This is a genomic window from Longimonas sp., from assembly GCF_040409695.1.
Taxonomy (GTDB): Bacteria; Bacteroidota; Rhodothermia; order Rhodothermales; family Salinibacteraceae; genus Longimonas.
In genome coordinates, this window is sequence record NZ_JARWGJ010000013.1 from 1 (window position 1) to 18262 (window position 18262).

The 18262-nt window shown below is 58.3% G+C and carries 11 protein-coding genes; 6 read left to right on the forward strand and 5 right to left on the reverse strand.

Annotation, left to right across the window (positions count from 1 at the left end):
* Window positions 1-95 precede the first annotated feature (95 nt).
* From PPP56_RS00420 to dnaK, 3 genes are all read right to left on the reverse strand, one after another.
* Window positions 96-2288 carry a BamA/OMP85 family outer membrane protein gene (locus PPP56_RS00420; protein ID WP_353561646.1) on the reverse strand — a complete coding sequence of 731 codons (2193 nt, stop codon included), beginning with the start codon at window positions 2286-2288 and terminating at the stop codon, window positions 96-98.
* A gap of 190 nt (window positions 2289-2478) precedes the next feature.
* Window positions 2479-3657: a YihY/virulence factor BrkB family protein gene (locus tag PPP56_RS00425; protein WP_353561648.1), complete on the reverse strand. Its 1179-nt coding sequence runs from the start codon at window positions 3655-3657 to the stop codon at window positions 2479-2481.
* Window positions 3658-4075: 418 nt separating this feature from the next.
* Window positions 4076-6025 carry a molecular chaperone DnaK gene (gene dnaK, locus PPP56_RS00430; protein WP_353561650.1) on the reverse strand — a complete coding sequence of 650 codons (1950 nt, stop codon included), beginning with the start codon at window positions 6023-6025 and terminating at the stop codon, window positions 4076-4078.
* A 366-nt stretch (window positions 6026-6391) separates the two neighbouring features.
* On the opposite strand from dnaK, the gene pgsA reads away from it, so the two are divergent.
* The 5 genes from pgsA (at window position 6392) to PPP56_RS00455 (ending at window position 11233) form a co-directional block, all read left to right on the forward strand.
* Window positions 6392-7003, forward strand: a complete 612-nt coding sequence (gene pgsA / locus PPP56_RS00435; RefSeq protein WP_353561652.1) for a CDP-diacylglycerol--glycerol-3-phosphate 3-phosphatidyltransferase — start codon at window positions 6392-6394, stop codon at window positions 7001-7003.
* A 63-nt stretch (window positions 7004-7066) separates the two neighbouring features.
* Window positions 7067-7723, forward strand: a complete 657-nt coding sequence (pyrE, locus tag PPP56_RS00440; protein ID WP_353561654.1) for an orotate phosphoribosyltransferase — start codon at window positions 7067-7069, stop codon at window positions 7721-7723.
* Window positions 7724-7764: 41 nt separating this feature from the next.
* A complete protein-coding gene (locus PPP56_RS00445; RefSeq protein ID WP_353561656.1) occupies window positions 7765-9051 on the forward strand; it encodes a competence/damage-inducible protein A in 1287 nt (428 codons plus the stop codon).
* A 414-nt stretch (window positions 9052-9465) separates the two neighbouring features.
* A complete protein-coding gene (gene recA, locus PPP56_RS00450; protein WP_353561658.1) occupies window positions 9466-10521 on the forward strand; it encodes a recombinase RecA in 1056 nt (351 codons plus the stop codon).
* A gap of 181 nt (window positions 10522-10702) precedes the next feature.
* The gene (locus PPP56_RS00455; RefSeq protein ID WP_353561660.1) at window positions 10703-11233 is read left to right on the forward strand and encodes a phosphatase PAP2 family protein; all 531 of its coding nucleotides are present in this window, start codon (window positions 10703-10705) and stop codon (window positions 11231-11233) included.
* Window positions 11234-11503: 270 nt separating this feature from the next.
* Here the strand turns inward: PPP56_RS00455 and PPP56_RS00460 are convergent, their stop codons facing one another.
* Window positions 11504-13225: an ATP-binding protein gene (locus PPP56_RS00460; protein WP_353561662.1), complete on the reverse strand. Its 1722-nt coding sequence runs from the start codon at window positions 13223-13225 to the stop codon at window positions 11504-11506.
* A gap of 314 nt (window positions 13226-13539) precedes the next feature.
* Window positions 13540-15516, reverse strand: coding sequence for an AMP-binding protein (locus tag PPP56_RS00465; protein WP_353561664.1), 1977 nt, complete (start codon window positions 15514-15516; stop codon window positions 13540-13542).
* 578 nt (window positions 15517-16094) lie between these two features.
* On the opposite strand from PPP56_RS00465, the gene ftsH reads away from it, so the two are divergent.
* Window positions 16095-18110, forward strand: a complete 2016-nt coding sequence (gene ftsH / locus PPP56_RS00470) for an ATP-dependent zinc metalloprotease FtsH (RefSeq protein ID WP_502912532.1) — start codon at window positions 16095-16097, stop codon at window positions 18108-18110.
* Window positions 18111-18262: the final 152 nt, after the last annotated feature.

Genomic DNA, 18262 nt, shown 5'->3' on the forward strand with positions numbered 1-18262 from the left:
GTCGGCCCGTAGCCCCAGCTACGAACCTCCATCGAGGTCCAATTTTCGCCGCATTGCTGCTCGCTCTCGCCTACAAACCAAAACCCAAACAGGCTCTAAAAGGTGCGTCCGATGCCAAGATGAAAGCGGAACTGGCGGGTGAACGAGGGCGATACATCTGTGGGGGGGCGGCCCTCGCTTATGGCATTGCTTACCTCACGTGGATCACGCACATCGAGCGGGTCGGGGTTGAGGGGGATGGCGATGTCGAACCGGAGGAACCCGAACGGCGTCTGGTAACGGACCCCTGCCCCGGTGCTGATACGCAGCGCGTCGGTTTCGGTTGGGAAGCGGTCGAGATCGCTGGTCGGCGGGGCCGGAACGAGCGAGAACCCTTCGGTGCCGAGCACGGCGGCATCGACAAAGGCGGCGGTGCGCCAGCTATCCCCCAATCCGGGAAAGGGAAGGCGCAGCTCTACATTGGCGGCGGCCTTCGACATGCCTCCGATGGGCGCCAGGAGCGAAGCGGTGCCTTCTACATCCGTTGAGTTTATGAACTTGCCGCCGGCCTGGTTGGCAGGCCATCCGCGCAGGTCGGTGCCGCCTCCTGCGTAGTAGAGCACATCGTTGAAGCGGTTCAGGAAGACAGAGTTACGAAGCGAGGGCTCGGCAGCAAGCGCATCGCGGCTCTCGCCAAATGGAAACACCCGTCCTGCAAAGAGCCGAGCCGCAAGGTCAACTGATGGTGTAAGGGGCTGGTATCCGGCCAGTTCTACAGAGAGCTTCCCGTACTGCACGCCCGAGGGAATGAGCGCTCCGGCTACTTCTGCTGTGGGGCGCACCATAAATCCGACGGTTGGACTCACGTAGTCGTCGGTGCGGCCCAGGTTGGCCGACAGCGTAAAAACGCTGCGGTTGAACCCGCCATCGCCAAACGTCTCGATGGGATCTTCCGGATCGGCGACCGCTCCTGACTGCAATTCTTCGGGCACAAACTGGCGGCGGCGCTGCAGGCTGTGGCGCAGGGTTATGGTTCGGAACGAGAAGACCTCGTACGTGAGCCGCGAGTCGACCCCGATGGTTGTCTCGTTGATGCCCAGTCCGCTTCGCGACACACCGGGCAGGCGGGGGTTGCGGCGGATTTCGCCAAACGGCTCGATGGAGGCAGAGAGCTTCGGCGAAAAGACATATGGCTCGCGCACGAGCAGTCCTCCTCGAAAGCGCCGCTCTGTGACGGTGCTTCCGCCGGTGCCTGCCAAGAAGTTCGGCAGGAAGCGGGCGTCGTTGGGATATCCTGTTTCGGCAACGACGCTGGCTGTGAACGAGCGTGCATTTCCAAAAAAGTTGCGGTGGCTCCAACGCCCTTCAGCGGTTGTACCTACCGTGGTGCCGTATCCAACTTCGCCTGCCAGGGTGCGCATATTGGCCTCTCGCACCCGGTACCGGATAGCGACGGTTGAGTCGCGCGGCTGCTCGGGCACGTCGGCAAGCGCGACGCGAAACAGGTTCAGGTTGAATAGATTGCGCTGGCCTTCTGAGAGTTTGTCGGCCGAGAAGATATCGCCTTCGCGGAGCGCCAGGCTCCGCTCAATGATGCGCCGCTCCACGGTCTCGTTGCCGCTAATCTCGATAACGCCAACCCGAGCGCGCGGTCCTGGGTCGACAAAGAAACGCAGGTCGGCGGTACGCGCCTCTACATCGGTTTCCACCTCAGAGCGCAGTGTTGCAAATGCATAGCCCTGGTTCCGAAGCCAACGGAGGACATCGTCTTCGATGCGTTGCCGGTTGAAGTCGGTGTACCGGGTGCCCACTTCTACAGACATATCACGCTGAAAGGCACGCCACTTCTCACGCATCTCAGGCTCAAACGCCTCGACCGCGTAGCGCTCGCCGTCGGCATCCAGGAAAACAGCATCCTGGATGATAAGCGGCTCCCCTTCTTCGATGGTGATCACGAGCCGAATACGGTTTTCGCCGGCGTTGAACTGCGTAGCTGGGTAGTCGATGCGCGGCGATGGAAATCCGTTTTCGCGATAGAAGCTGCGAAGACGGGCAATATCGCGCTGGAATGTGACGGGCTCAAAAAAACGTGGCGTTGGCTGCAACAACGGGAGGCGGCGCTGCCACCGATCCCACACGGAGGGCTGCTGCGTGGCCATCCGTCGTAGCAGGCGTTCATCGGAGAACGTCTGCTGATCCACGAACCGGAAGTCGATGCTTCGTACCTCGGTGTTGCTATCAACCAGCGAGAGCGGATCCTGGGCATAAGATGGCTCTGCCAGCCCCAGTGACAGTATCGAGAGTAACATTAGCAGCGGCATGCACCGTTGGTGAATACACTGTTGGGGTATGCCGTCTCGGAGAGCACAGTCTGCCGTATCCGCCATAGATGAAAAAAGAGTTACTCGAAAAGACAGGAGATCAGGCAGCAATGGCAGTATGAAAAAAGGAGTGGTAGCGATGGCGGAGATAGTGAGGCGCCGAACCGGTCTTGGATCTCTATGTCGATTTTGGAGGCCCTACGTCCGGCTTTATCGGACGGTATGGCTGTTTTGCCATAACGTGTCGGTGCTCGTGCAGTGATGCAACGACGGCTCCCAGCATGAACACCATACCTGAGAAATAAACCCAGAATACAAAGGCAATCATTAGACCGAACGTATTTCCGAGTGCAGAGAAGCTCTCTTCGCCCATGGCGTATCGTTCAAAACGGCCAACATACACAGCGTAGTATGTGAATGCATACTTAAGAATCTCCCACATCCCGGCTGCCACGACGGCCCCCACCAGCGCGCTTCGTTTGCGCGGATGCGGAAGCGGTACAAGATAGTACAGCTGGAAGAACATCGCTGTCGTTATGACGAAAGGGAGCAGCACTACCAGAAATTGCGTCAGCGCAGTGAGGAATCCAACAAGCCACGGTGCCTGGATGCCCAGCGACGCCAGCATCGAGGTGCTTACCCGGGTTGTAAATATGAACGAGATGAACACGGTAGCCAGAAAGAGCATCCCGACCTGTAAAACCATTCGAGCATCGAATAGATAGCCACCGAGAATGGAGCGTTCTTCGTGCCATGTCTGCGCAAATGCATTGCGCACCACGATACGCAGCGTAATAAATAGCGAAAACGCCGACAGAAAGAGCCCAATTCCACCAATCCCAATGACTGCTCCACTGATTTCTTGCAGCTGGTCCAAGAACTGGATCACTTGATCTTCCTGTCCCTCAGGAAGGAAGTCGCGCACGACCCGCGTCACTGCGTTGAATGCGGCGTCGCCCCGCAGGACGCGTCCCAGCAGACCAATACCAAGCAGCAGGATAGGCACAATCGTGATCAACACTTTGAACGCAATGGCCTGCGACCAAAGTACGATGTCTTTTTTCTGCAGCTCCTCAACCAGCCCATAGATATAGTAGAGCGCCACCGCTTGCACGCGCGACCAGTTGTAGGTCCATAGCGACGTGCTACCGTCCTGCCCCTTCGTACCTTCTGCCTGCTGTGCATCAATCTCTGCCGTGTTGTTGAGAGGTGCGGTACGGCGCACCGCCTCGCTCAACCGGGTGTCTTCACGCTGTTCGCTCGGCGCACCGGAGGATGCAGAAGCGTTGGTCCTGTCAGAGGAGCCCGACTCCGATGTATCGGAGTCGGACGAGGAAGAGGCAGAAGGGCCACTCATGCGCGGCGTGGGGGCTGATTTTTGTACTGCTGGCAATACGAATTATAACGGATTCGCTGCTGGATTTCCACTATGGCGTTTCCGCTGCGTGCCCGCCAATACACATGGGCAGCACAGCATGGCACGCGGAGTTCCTATCTTCTTTCTGGCTTTCGGTAAGCCAGATCCTGCACAAGCTCATTTTGTAACGTCTGTGCCACCGCCGTGTGCCAGCAGCCATGGCAGAAGAGCTACATGCCCCTCCAAAGTCAGCGCTTCCCAGAGCAGCGATGTCCGCGTCAAGATTTACAACACCCTGAAATAACAACGTCTCACCGACCCAGAGGCCAGTGAGACGTTGTTTTACTGTGTTGTAGCGTGCGGAATGAAGCGCTGCGCGCCCGTTGTGTTCAAGAGCGCCTCGCGCTGTCACGAGATGCTACTTCTTTTCGTCGCCTTCGTCTACGACCTCAAAGTCGGCATCACGCACATCGCCGTCGTCGGTGGTGCCATTGCCCTGAGGCTGCTGCCCCTGTGGACCGCCAGCAGCAGCTCCGGCGCCAGCACCGGCTTCTTCAGCTTGCGCAGCGTAGATCTCCTGACTGGCTGCCGACCATTTCTCGTTCAGCGTTTCGAGCGCAGCTTCAAGCTCGCTGACGTCTTCGTCGGCGCTTGCCGTTTCGAGAAGCTCTTCAACGCGATCGGTAGACTGCTGGATCGCGCTTCGCTTCTCTTCCGGAATCTTATCGCCGTACTCTTCGAGGTTCTGCTGCGTGGTGTAGACCATCGAGTTTGCCTCGTTGATAGTCGACGCCCGCTCTTTCCGCTTCTTGTCCTCTTCAGCGTGCGCTTCAGCTTCCTGGCGCATCTTCTCGATCTCCTCCTCGGTAAGTCCGCTGGAGGCCTCGATGCGAATCGACTGCTCTTTGCCAGTTGCCTTGTCTTCTGCTGAGACATTCAGGATGCCGTTCGCATCGATATCGAACGTCACCTCAATCTGCGGCGTGCCACGCGGAGCAGGCGGAATGCCTGTCAGGTGGAAGCGACCGATCGTACGGTTGTCTTTCGCCATCTCCCGGTCGCCCTGGAGCACGTGTACCTCAACCGACTCCTGGTTGTCTGCAGCCGTTGAGAACACCTCGCTCTTCTTGGTCGGAATCGTCGTGTTCGACGGGATGAGCTGCGTCATCACGCCGCCCAGCGTTTCGATGCCAAGCCCGAGCGGAGTTACATCAAGGAGCAGCACGTCGTCGACGTCGCCAGAGAGCACGCCGCCCTGAATGGCTGCACCAAGCGAGACGACCTCGTCGGGGTTGACCGACTTGTTGGGGGAGCGCCCGAAGAAGTCAGTTACGGTTTCTTGCACGAGCGGTACTCGCGTGGACCCACCGACCAGAAGCACTTCGTCGATGTCGCCTTTCTTGAACCCAGCGTCTTCCATTGCTTTCCGCATGTGCGGAATCGTGCGGTCGACATGCTCTTTGATGAGCTGCTCGAACTTCGCACGGTTGATGTCGAGGTTCAGGTGCTTCGGCCCTTCGTCGGTCGCTGTAATAAACGGCAGGTTGACCGTGGTTGTCGTCGAGCTTGAAAGCTCAATCTTAGCTTTCTCGGCTGCTTCTTTCAGGCGCTGCAGTGCCATCGCATCCTTACGAAGGTCGACGCCCTGCTCTTTCTGAAACTCATCAGCGATATAGTTGATGAGCGCCTGGTCGAAGTCGTCGCCGCCAAGATGGGTGTCGCCGTATGTAGCTTTCACTTCAAAGACGCCATCGCCCAGCTCCAAGATGGAGACGTCGAAGGTGCCGCCGCCCAAGTCATATACCGCCACGACCTGATCCTTGTCGTCGTCAAGGCCGTAGGCAAGCGATGCTGCGGTGGGCTCATTAATAATCCGCTTCACCTCAAGCCCTGCAATTTTGCCGGCTTCTTTGGTCGCGGTACGCTGTGCATCGTTGAAGTACGCCGGCACGGTGATCACCGCTTCGGTAACCTCTTCGCCGAGATACTCTTCGGCAGTCTTCTTGAGCTTCTGCAGAATCATCGCCGAGATCTCCTGCGGCGTGTACTCGCGGTCGCCAAGCTTAACGCGGGGCGTGCCACCGTCACCACGCACAACCTCGTACGGCACCTCGTCCAGTGCCTCGTTGAGGTCGTCGTACTTCCGGCCCATGAACCGCTTGATCGACGATACGGTGTTCTCTGGATTGGTGATGGCCTGGCGTTTTGCCGGAGCGCCGACAAGCCGTTCGCCGTCTTTCTTGTACGCCACGACCGACGGTGTGGTACGCGCACCTTCCGCGTTCTCAATCACCTTCGGGTCGTCGCCCTCCATAACGGCAACAACCGAGTTGGTCGTTCCTAAGTCAATCCCTATAATTTTACCCATTGATGTCAAGTTCGGTCAGTCAACAAAGCGCGTGAACAGTGGTGCCGTCGCGCATCGCGACAGCCACTTGTTTTTGTTCTCAAACACGATGCCGAAAGCCAAAATCAGCCTGACAGCGTGTCACATTGGCAGCAGATCGTCTAACTCCTCGTCGCGCGTCCCTAATCGTGTCAGAGCGGCGTATGCTATCGTGCCTAATCCTGACACGGTGCGTGCATCAAGCCCGATAGGGGCATGACCGATGAGGCGTAACCGGATGCATGCCTTGCACCTATCGCAACCCTCAACAGATCTATGCATGAACAGGGAAACCGCTTTCCGGGTATGCCGATATGATTGAGCGCACTACATGTTAGCCTTCTGCCTATGCGCTACCTCCCCAACGCACTTACTATCGGACGCATCCTGCTCACGCCGGTCGTTCTCTTTTTGCTCACCGTACCCACATGGTGGGGGCAGATGTCTGCGCTTATTCTGTTTGTGGTAGCGTCAATCTCAGACTATGCCGACGGCCATCTGGCGCGGGCCTGGAACGTAAAGTCACGACTCGGCCAGTTTCTCGACCCGCTCGCCGACAAGATTCTGGTGCTCGGGCTCTTCGGGATGTTTGCTTTCCTGGAGCCTTCCATCGTTCCCTGGTGGGCCGTGGCGCTTATCGCGCTGCGCGATGTAGGGGTAACCGCTTTGCGTAGCTACGCCGAAGCTCAAGGCCGAACACTCGCCACGTTTCGCATCGCCAAGTCCAAAACCGCTGCGCAGATGGCCTTCCTACTGGCGCTGCTTGCCGTTCGCGTCGCACAATACAGCGGCCCCTTAGCCAGTGACTTTGCGGCCTATCTCATCAGTAGCCAGATTCTGTATGGTGCGCTGCTGGCCGTGGTTGCTCTAACGATAGGCACCGGTCTCCTGTATGCGTTTGGCGCCCAGGAAGAGACCATCCACCCGAATCCCCCCCGCTCTTCTTCTGTTTCGCAGTAATGTGCCGCAGCAATAAACGGGGGTTCGCTTCGCATGCATCCCTTGACCACTCTCGTTTTACCTGTGACTTCCTGCACCACGGCTCCGCCTGTTCTCGCTGAACGCATCGCGCATGTGCTGCTTAACCAAGAGGCGGTTCGCGTACAGCCTGCAGACCCGTTCACCTGGTCCTCGGGCTGGACTGCCCCCGTCTACTGCGACAATCGCCTGCTACTGAGTACGCCTGGCGCGCGCAACGCTGTACAGCAGGGCTTTCTGGCATACTGCGCTGGGCTTCCGGCGCGTCCCGACGTGATCGCAGGCACGGCCACAGCAGGCATTCCGCATGCCACCCTGCTGGCCGACCGCCTGGGCACCGCGCTTGCTTACGTGCGCGGTTCGGCCAAAACCCATGGCCGCCGCCGTCAGGTAGAAGGCCGCGTAAATAGCAGCACAGAAACACTCGTGGTTGAAGACCTCGTCTCGACCGGCGCCTCTGCACTTGATGCCGTTAAAGCCGTTCGTGACCGCAAGGCCCCTGTTATAGGCGTGCTCGCTATTTTCTCGTATGACTTTCCTGAGGCCCATGAGGCGTTTGCCGAGGCCCAGTGTGCGCTCCATGCCCTTACGACGTTTCAGACGGTGGCTCGCGTGGCACGTGATACCGGACGCCTCTCTACCACGGAGTACGACGACCTGATTCGCTGGCATAGCGCTCCGGACTCCTGGTCGCCCGCCTGACTGACCATATTCGCTTCTCTTCTTTCTTTCTATCTACCTGCATGAACGCCTACCTTCTCTCTATCGGCGACGAGCTGCTTATCGGCCAGACTGTAAACACCAACGCCGCCTGGCTGGGTGAGCGTCTGAGCCAGATGGGGGTCGATGTCGTCGAGGGGCGCACCCTTACCGACCGCAGCGCGCGCATCCAGTCGGCCCTGCAGGACGCCTGCACCACAGCCAACCTCGTGGTTCTGACTGGCGGACTGGGACCCACGCACGACGATCTTACGAAGAAGGCTGTAGCCGACTTTTTGGGGGTCGAGCTCGTGCGCGACGACGCGCTCTGGAATCGCATACAGACGTACTATAAAAAGCGCAATCGCACGGTGCCCGAACGTGCCGCTCAGATCGCTGATGTACCCGAAGGCTTTGAGAAGCTCGCAAATCCCATTGGAACGGCCCCCGGGCTTCGGTTTCAGGGTGCGGCCTCTCATGGCGCACTCATCGTTGTGCTTCCGGGCGTGCCTTCTGAAATGAAAGCCATCTTCGATGCCTCTGTGAAGCCGCTCTTGGCCGAGCGCACCGACCTGCGCTCTACGTCGCACCGTACCCTGCAGACTACCGGCATTGGCGAGTCGGATCTGCAAGCCGAAATCGGTGATGCCGATGCCCTGCTCCCCGACCGGGTGTCGCTTGCCTATCTCCCTTCGACCAGCGGCGTACGCCTGCGTCTCACAGCCCATGCCCCCGACAACGATATTGCTACGCAGCTGCTGGATACCGCAGAGGCCCGCATACGCGAACGCGCCGCTGCACACATATTTGCAGTCGGAGAGGTCTCACTTGCCGAGGCACTTGGGCGCCGCCTCAGCGAATCCAGTCTCACCGTGGCAACTGCAGAGAGCGCCACAGGCGGCCTTATTTCGCACCGGCTAACTGGGGTAGCGGGCGCCTCGGCGTACTATCGCGGAAGCATTATTGCATACGCCAACGACGTGAAGGTCAACCAGCTACAGGTGGATGCCGACGCGCTCGCCTCCCATGGCGCTGTTAGCGAACCTGTGGCGCGGCAGATGGCTGCGGGCGTGCGTCGCGTGCTCAACACCGACATCGGCGTTGCAACCACCGGTATTGCCGGACCAGGCGGAGGCAGCGAGGCTAAGCCCGTAGGCACAGTGTGGGTTGGCTATGCGGATGCCCATGGCACCCACGCAGCACACATCCGCTTCGTAAACGACCGCAGCATGAACAAGGAGCTGTTTGCCACGGCTGCACTCGACATGATTCGTCGCCAGCTTAACCGGCGTATGGGTAAGGTGGCTGCTTCGCCACGTTATGAATCGTAAACGCAGTGAGTCTATCCTATAGGATCTCCCTGTAAAGGGCCTTCCCGTAGAGCCTCCTGCGCTATGCGGCCTGCGCTCCAGATGCTCTGCTCGACCCGGCATGCCCTGTCACGTACCGGATGAGTTCTTCGGTGCAGCATGCATTCCTGCTCTTTTGTGCCTCCAAGGCCGCTTTGGGAAACAGCGTGTGCCACGGTGCAGCGTGTCTTCATTGCCTTGTGCCTTGCTGCACGAGGCATGAATTGCATACGGGCATGGCACTCCTGCGCGACACAACGGTACATACATGTGGAAGCAAGTATAGGAGCAGGACATACTGCCCCGTAGCGTGCAGGGCATACGCTGCTCCAGCGTACTCCCCACTTTGTTATCCTCCTTTTGTTGCATTCTTTCGACTGACATCCCCCCTTCTCCATGGCCAAAAATAACGGATCCGGAAAAGACGAAGCCTTGAGCCTCGCGGTCAAGCAGATTCAACGCGAGCACGGCAAAGGCTCTATCATGCGCTTGGGCGACGAGCCGATACAGGAAGTAGAAGCCATCCCAACCGGCTCACTCACACTCGACAGCGCCCTGGGCGTCGGCGGTGTGCCGCGCGGACGCATCATCGAGATCTACGGCCCCGAATCCTCGGGAAAAACGACCCTTGCTACGCACATTATTGCAGAAGCCCAGAAAATGGGGGGCTCGTGCGCTTTTATCGATGCCGAGCACGCCTTCGACCCTAACTACGCAGGCGACCTGGGCGTAGATACCGAAGAGCTTCTCGTTTCACAGCCCGACACCGGCGAGCAGGCCCTCAACATCGCCGACACGCTTGTACGCAGCGGTGCCCTCGATGTAGTCGTCATTGACTCGGTCGCGGCCCTCGTGCCCAAAGCCGAACTTGAAGGCGATATGGGCGATACCCATGTGGGTCTGCAGGCACGCCTCATGAGCCAGGCGCTTCGTAAACTTGCCGGCACCATCAACCGCACCAAAACCTCGCTTATCTTCATCAACCAGATTCGAATGAAGATCGGGGTCATGTTCGGAAACCCGGAGACCACATCGGGCGGACGCGCCCTGAAGTTTTACTCGTCGGTACGGCTCGACATTCGACGCATCGGTGCTGTCAAAGACGGGTCTGACGTAATTGGTAACAAGACACGTGTGCGCGTCAAGAAGAACAAGGTGGCACCGCCATTCAAAGAGGCTGAGTTTGAGATTATCTATGGCGAGGGCATCTCGTCACTCGGTGAGCTGATTGATCTGGGATCCGAAGCCGGTATTATCGAGAAACGCGGCTCGTGGTACTCCTACAACGACGACACCATTGCGCAGGGGCGCGAAGCCACCAAAGAGTGGTTAAAGGAGAACGATGAGGAACGCGAAGAAATCAAACGTCAGATTCGCATCGAGCTCGGCATGATTGAGCCTGATGATGACGAGGTGGAGGCCGAAGAAGAGACCGCTGAAGAAGATGCATAGGCGCATCACGTTTTCCTGGGGCGCCCTTATGCTGCTCGCAGGCCTGTTGGCATCGGGGGATGCGCACGCCCAGACTGCTTCGTGCACGTCTCATGCCCCCGACACATGGGACGCTCAGATCTCGGTTTCGGTCTATTGTGCGGGGGCTCCCCTGCCTACGATATCAGCTGTCGCCGATCGTATGGCCCTTCCCCTGTTTGCCGGCGCTCCGCTCGCAGCGGGGGGATATGCCATAGCTACGCGCTCGCAGCCCCGCTTTGGAGACGCCTATCGCCTGGGGGTCTCCATGACGGGGGCATATGTTATGACCCATAGCCTGAAGCGGCTCATCGGGCGCCCCCGGCCGTACGCTACTGGCCTCGTGGAGCGCCGCGACCTGTCTGTCTCTGCAGAAGAGGCGTCTATCCTCTCTCTGGATGACCGGTTGTCGATGCCATCGGGGCACGCGACCCTCGCGGCAGCGCTGGCTACCTCCTGGAGTCTTAGCCACCCGTACTGGTACGTGATTGCCCCTGCTGCTGTATGGGCCACAGCCACCAGCGCAAGCCGTGTGCATCTCGGCGTACACTATGTAAGCGACGTTGCTGTAGGGGCTCTGATTGGCAGCGGAGCTGCTGTGCTTGTACACAGCATACGCTCTTCCATCACCCCCTCAGTATTCGACACCGCTGAAGGCAGCAGGCCCAAAATAGGAGTTGTAGTACTGTTATAGACTTATAGACACCACCCACAGCCTGGCTCCGCTGTGTGCTGCCAAGTATGGCCGCCAAGTATAGCCGCGGCATTTCCGTGTTGCGCCCCCTACTTGTCTCTTCGTTGACTCCAAGAATGAGGGGGGCGTAAATAAAGGCAGTCGTCTTGTGCGCTTGTACGCTCTTGTCTTAGCGAGGCATACGGAGGCACGTGTACGGATGCGTTACGAAATCTGCTCGTTGTGGCACCTGCTTACTAATGCGCATCACGCCTTGATCGTTTATGCTGGTTAGAGATGTCGACTCACCAGCTCCAGAAGCGCGTCTGATTCGAACGGTTTGGATAGGTAGTCGTCGAAGCCCTGCTCAAGGAGCTGCTCGCGATCGCCGGGCATCGCGACAGCGGTCACAGCAACAGCAGGCGTACTGGCGTGGCGGTCCATCTGGCGCAGCCGCTTGAGCACGTCGACCCCGCTTCCCCCGGCCCCGAGGTTGATGTCAATCAGGAAGAGGTCGAAGTCTTCCCCCTCTGCACGCTCTACGGCATCCGACGCGTTAAGCGACACGGAGAGATCGACCTCATCGCCCAGCAGATTTTCAATCAGGAAGACTGTGTTATCATTGTCTTCGACCAGGTGCACCTTTGCGCCTTGCTGCCCTATCACACGTGCGTCTGGAGCTTCCTGCGAGCGGATTTCGTGCTCATCGGCTCGTGGAAATGCAATCGTGAACCTGCTTCCTACATCCAGCACCGAGTTCACTTCGATGATGCCATGCATTGCCTCCACCAGCTGCTTGGTAATCGAGAGCCCAAGCCCTGAGCCGTCGAACTCGCGCGTGAGTCCATCCGACTCCTGACTGAAGTTTTCGAATAGGAACGGATGAAACTCTTGGCTGATACCCACGCCGGTGTCTTCAACATCGACAGCTACATACTTCGTCGCATTGCGCTTGCCTCCCCCGCGCCCTGCATCGTATGCATCGAAGTCGCCGCGCTCAGCGATGTAGACACGGACTTCGACACGCCCCGAGTCCGTAAACTTGATCGCGTTTGAGATGAGGTTCTGCAGCGCGCTGTTGAGCGCTCCTGTGTCGAGCTGGGCGACGGCATCTCGCGCCTCGGGGGTCACCTGAAAGTCGAGGGTAAGTCCGCTTTCTTCGGCTGATTCGCGAAACAGCTCCGTCACCTCCAGCGCAACATCAACCACGGTAGCCGGCGTCAACTCCATGTCCATGGATCCCGCCTCAATACGTGCCAGCGTAAGCAGCGACGAGAGCGTGTCCATAAGCCGGCTGCCGGCGGCTTTGATGCGTGTAACATGCTCCTCAAAGGTGTCATCGGTACTTTTGGCCCGTATGAGGTCGGCCAGGCCCAGAATGGCCGTAAGGGGCGTTCGCACTTCATGGCTCATGTTGGCCAGAAAAACCGACTTGGCTCGATTTGCCGCCTCTGCTTGCTCTTTGGCCACCTCGAGCTCATCGCGCTGCTCTTTGAGCGCCTCGGTCCGCTCTTCCACGCGGCGCTCCAGCGACCGGTTGAGCTCAACCCGCTCAGAGATGTCGTTCTGCACCCCTACAAAATAACGCACTGCGCCCTGCTCGTCGTCGATCGGCGTCAGGTAGAGTTCGTTCCAGAACATCTCTCCCGACTTCCGATAGTTGCGGATGACGACCCGGGTGTATCGCCCTTCACGCACCGCTTCACGCAGGGCCCGCACGCCCGCCTGGTCGTTGTCCATCGTGCCATCGGGGCGGCGCTGCAGAAACCGGCAGTTATATCCGAGGATCTCGTCTTCGTCGTAGCCCGTCAGGTTTTTGAACCCCTGATTTACATAGATAATCGGATTGTCGGGCTGGCGCATGTCCGTTACGACGACCGAATTGTTCGCTGCCTCAATCGTTCGCTGAAGCAGATCTTTCACCTCCGCATCGGTGCGGGGGAGATCAATCTGCTCGTAAGAAGGCCGCGGCTGGCGCTCATTCGGGTTGCGGTCGGCGGGCAAATTCGTCATAGATCTGTCAGAGACCGGTGAACTAATTGGTGGCAGTGGACGCATCCAGAAAGAGGCTACAAACGACCTGCTCACTACGACACTCGCGCTGAGCTGCGTGCGCGCAGGTTTGGATGTTTTCGCTTGGCTGTTTTCACTTGGATGCTACGAACCGGATACATCGGTCAATATGGAGACCTATGTAGACGTTACCTACTTGCCCCGCCTTCCTTAGATGCCTATCCGCGGCTTTACCCCTGCACTTTTATTGCAAATGTTACGAATGGACACACTGCCAGTGAACATGCCGCCTCCTCCTGCCTGCGTTACCAGTATTACCAGGCGTTCTCAATGGCCTCGACTGTTTCAGGGTCTTCGAGGCTGCTGGTGTCGCCCAGTTCCTCACCGAGGTACGCTGAACGAATTACACGCCGCATAACCTTTGCGTTGCGCGTTTTGGGGAGCGCTCTTGTGAAGCGAATAGCTTCGGGCTTGAGCGGCTTACCCATTGCATCTACCACCCGCTTCATGAGCGACTCGCGGAGTGCGTCGTCGGCACGAGCCGAGCCGCGAGGTACGGCAAACACGACAACTGCCTGCCCTTTCACTTCATGTGGGATGCCCACGGCCGCGCTTTCAGCGATGTCATCATGCGCGTTGATGAGGGCTTCCACTTCAGCAGGTCCGAGTCGCTTTCCTGCTACGTTGATCGTATCGTCGGAGCGTCCCAGAATATACCAGAGCCCGTCGCTGTCGATGGCTGCAAAGTCGCCGTGCACCCATATATCGTCGAACCGCCGCCAGTAGGCATCCAGATAGCGCTCATCTCCGTTCCAGAAGCTGCGCGTCATACCAATCCAGGGAGCCCGGATGGCCAGTTCCCCTACTGCCCCCCGCACAGGGCGCCCGGCTGCATCGAGCACATCGGCATCCATGCCGGGCACCGGTCCGCTGAACGCGCAGGGTTTGAGCGGCTGCAGAAAGTTACCGCACAGGATTCCGCCAGATATTTCGGTACCACCGCTGTAGTTTAGAATCGGCTTCTCTCCGTTGAGCACTGTATTAAAGCACCACATCCACGACTCCGGATCCCACGGGCTCCCTGTAGACCCTACAGCCCGCAGCCCCGACAGGTCGTGTGCGTCTACCGGTTCAGTACCGTGCGTCTTGAGGGCGCGGATCAGCGTAGGCGACACGCCAAGGTGCGTCACGTCGTGGTCGTCGACAAGCTGCCACAGGCGATCAGGACCGGGATGATCGGGCGCGCCATCATAGAGCACCATGGTTGCACCAATGGCAAGCGTGCCAAAAACGAGCCACGGGCCCATCATCCATCCCATGTCGCTCATCCAGTACATGGTTTCGCCAGGCTTTACGTCCATGCAGTGGTACATGTCTTGGGCGCCTTTAATCGGGAAGCCACAGTGCGTGTGCACGGCTCCCTTGGGGGCTCCAGTTGTACCGCTTGTGTAAATGAGCATGACAGGATCTTCGGCCGCCGTCCGCTCGGTATGTGCCGTGTCAGGCTGCTCAGGTACCACATCGCTCCAGAAGCTATCTCGCGTGGCATGCATGGGGATGTCGCGGCGTCCTGCATGACGCGTTACGATGACATGCTCGACGGTGGGGCATTGCTGCAGCGCATCGTCGGCCGTCTCTTTCATGCGGATGAGCTTCTCGCGACGATGAAACCCGTCGGCTGTGAAGAGCGCCTTTGCCTCGGCGCCCTGAAGCCGCGTGATGATCGCCCCTGGCCCGTATCCACTAAAGAGCGGACAGATAACCCCTCCTATCTTAGCGATCGCGAGAAAGGCGATCACCGTTTCTGGAGCCATCGGCATGTAGAGCCCAATCGCATCGCCAGCGCCCAGCCCCTTTTCGCGCAGCATATTAGCGCACTGGTTCGTAGCAGCATGCAACTCAGCATACGTATACGTGCGGATCTCCCCTGCTTCGCCCTCCCATCGCAGCGCGTCCTGGCTGGCGCGCGGCGTACTTTGCCAGCGATCAAGCAGGTTATGCACGATGTTCATCGAACCTCCTACGCACCACTCAGGAAACTGCGGCGCTTTCTCCAGATCCACGATCTGCTCATAGGGCGTATAGAACTCAATGCCCAGATCCTCCAGCACGGCCTCCCAGAACCACCCAACATCAGACGCCGCACGGTCGTGCAGGTCTTCAAGCGAAGCGATTCCGTGTGCATCCATAAAGCGCTGCAGGTTTGAGTCGGCTACTACCTCAGGGGCGGGCTGCCACACGATATCTTGCTGAAATGGAAACGACGTATCGGAAGCGCTTTCAGTCGACATAGCAGAGTACAGTTGAGTGAGCGAGTATAGGTAGCATGCAGGAGCCTGAGAACACTGGAGCTGTGACGTGCGGGGTAAGCGCAGCGCCGCCCGTGTGTCTCTGTGCTGATGGCAGAAGATCATGATACAAGGAAATGCCAATCATGGCAACCGCACATGTCCGCAACAGACAGTTAATTCGCATGGCTCTTTTGCCAGACGTGTTGCTCTGACCAAACGGACTCATTGCCAAAGGACCTAACGGAGCTACTTCGTCTTTTTTACACAAACGGCAGAAGCCTTCGAATCCAGAACGCAGACAACTGCAACAGCGCCGTAACAGGCCGTTCTGGCATGTCAAGAATTGGGCACGAATCCATCTTCAGGCCTTCGTTGAGACACTTTCCTGTGACACGCGTGTATGGATTGCAGTAGGACGACGATTCGTCTGTTCCGTCGCCGTCTATTTTCACTTGACGAATTATCATAACGTGGCTGAAAAGGATTCTCGTAGGACCCCGAACGAGCCAGAGGGGAAAAAGGAAAAGCGTTCACGCTCCGAAGGGGGTGGGCGGTCACCGTTCAGCTCGGCCGTTCTCATCGTTGCGATTGGTATTGGTCTCCTGTTTGCCTGGAGCTACTTCGGTGGTGGGCGGGCAGCCGGTCCCGAAATTAGTTACAGTGAGTTCCGTGCCGAGCTTCGCGCCGACAATATTGAACGCGTTGAGGTGGTCGGTGATGAAATGAGCGGTAGCCTGAAGGAAAGCGCAGAACGCGTTACGCCACAGGGGGATACGGTACGATACGAAAACTTCGTGACGTATCTGCCGTCGTTCGGCGACGACCGCTTGATGGAGGAGCTTGAAGCAGCCGAGGTCGACGTTGTGGCGCAGCCCGAGAGTACGTTTCCGTGGGGGCTGGTTATTATCGGATTGCTCCCCATTGTGCTCATTCTCGTGATTGGCTATATCATTCTGCGGCGCATGCAGTCGCAGGGCCAGGGGCTTTTCTCGGTCCGCAAAAGCAAAGCAAAGCTGTTCGACCAGAATGACGAAGACACTACCTTCGAAGATGTCGCCGGAGCCGATGGAGCCAAAGAAGAGCTTCAGGAGATCATCAAGTTTCTAAAAAACCCGGACCATTTCGAAAATCTGGGGGGCAAGGTCCCGAAAGGGGTTCTCATGGTTGGTCCTCCTGGCACAGGTAAAACCCTGCTTGCCCGGGCTGTAGCAGGAGAGGCAGACGTGCCGTTCTACAGCGTTTCAGGCTCCGACTTTATGGAGATGTTCGTGGGGGTAGGCGCCTCGCGTGTCCGTGACATGTTTGAGGAGGCCAAGAAGAACTCGCCGAGCATCATCTTCGTCGATGAGCTCGACTCGATCGGCCGCCAGCGTGGCGCCGGTGTGGGTGGAGGCCACGACGAACGCGAGCAGACGCTGAACCAGCTGCTGGCTGAGCTCGATGGCTTTGAGAAGAGTGAGAGTGTAGTAGTCATGGCAGCCACCAACCGCCCTGACATCCTCGACTCGGCACTTACACGCCCAGGACGCTTCGACCGCCAAATCACGGTCCCCCTCCCCACACGCGAAGCACGGCGGGCTATCCTGAAAATCCATGCTAAAGACAAGCCATTTCATGAGGATGTCGATCTCGACAAGATTGCGTCGAGCACACCTGGGTTCAGCGGGGCCGACCTCGAAAACCTTCTGAATGAGTCGGCGCTCCTTGCCGGACGCTACGGCCGCGACAAGATCACAAACGCTGATATTGAGGAGGCCCGCGACAAGGTCATCATGGGGCTTCGCCGTGAAGGCGTGGTGCTTGATGATGAGGAACGGCGTCTGCTTGCATACCACGAGGCCGGTCATGCCATCGTGGCTGCTGCCCTTCCTCATGCCGACCCGGTGCACAAAGTTACGATCGTGCCCCGCGGACAGGCGATGGGCGTCACGCAGCAGATGCCTGAGAAAGAGAAGTACATCTATCGCCGCGAGTACCTGCTCGACCGGCTTGCCGTTATCATGGGCGGACGTGCCGCCGAGGAGATGATCTTCGATACGGCAACCAGCGGAGCGGAAAACGACCTGAAACAGGTGCGCAAGATGGCGCGCAAGATGGTGCTCGACTGGGGTATGGGAGAACGCTTTCAGCATATTGCTCTTGGCGATGAGCAAGGCAACGTGTTCCTCGGCGAAGAACTCTCTCGCGGACGCGATTACAGCGATGAAACCGCACGCGAAGTGGATAGCGAAGTCCGCAAAATTACGGAAAACGCGTTCAAGCGTGCAGTGGATACGCTGACCGATCATCATGAGGCCTTCGACAAACTGGCCGACCTGCTCATTGAGCGTGAAGAGGTTCCCGGCAAAGACGTACTTGAGCTTCTGAATGGTGGATCAACAACGAACGGGAAAGCACCCGTCGCTGAAGAGGTATCTGTAACCGGCGCCAAGTCGACTCCTGATGCAGACGCCCAGGAAAACGGCGCCCCTGAAGATGAATCCGATGCTTCCCACTCAGACCAAGAGGCTCAAAAGGAGAATGACGATGCCTCATATGGCTCTGAGGGAGACGGGGCCTCGGGAGAGCAAAGCGTAGAAGAACGTCCGTCGTAATCGGTTCTGGACCAAGCTCCTGAACTCTTTTCTAAGAACCTGTTTGGATCTTGGGTAGTGGATAAACGCTAAATGATAGGGGGTCAAGCACCGCAGTTTTGTCTTGTTCGAACCCCCTCTCCCTACGGGTTTCTCCCCCTTAGTCAAGGGGG

Excerpts from the sequence above, each read along its gene's own strand:
- PPP56_RS00420 (WP_353561646.1), bottom strand. The coding sequence starts at position 2,288 with ATGTTACTCTCGATACTGTCACTGGGGCTGGCAGAGCCATCTTATGCC.
- PPP56_RS00425 (WP_353561648.1), bottom strand. The coding sequence starts at position 3,657 with ATGAGTGGCCCTTCTGCCTCTTCCTCGTCCGACTCCGATACATCGGAG.
- dnaK (WP_353561650.1), bottom strand. The coding sequence starts at position 6,025 with ATGGGTAAAATTATAGGGATTGACTTAGGAACGACCAACTCGGTTGTT.
- pgsA (WP_353561652.1), top strand. The coding sequence starts at position 6,392 with ATGCGCTACCTCCCCAACGCACTTACTATCGGACGCATCCTGCTCACG.
- PPP56_RS00445 (WP_353561656.1), top strand. The coding sequence starts at position 7,765 with ATGAACGCCTACCTTCTCTCTATCGGCGACGAGCTGCTTATCGGCCAG.
- recA (WP_353561658.1), top strand. The coding sequence starts at position 9,466 with ATGGCCAAAAATAACGGATCCGGAAAAGACGAAGCCTTGAGCCTCGCG.
- PPP56_RS00455 (WP_353561660.1), top strand. The coding sequence starts at position 10,703 with ATGGCCCTTCCCCTGTTTGCCGGCGCTCCGCTCGCAGCGGGGGGATAT.
- PPP56_RS00460 (WP_353561662.1), bottom strand. The coding sequence starts at position 13,225 with ATGACGAATTTGCCCGCCGACCGCAACCCGAATGAGCGCCAGCCGCGG.
- PPP56_RS00465 (WP_353561664.1), bottom strand. The coding sequence starts at position 15,516 with ATGTCGACTGAAAGCGCTTCCGATACGTCGTTTCCATTTCAGCAAGAT.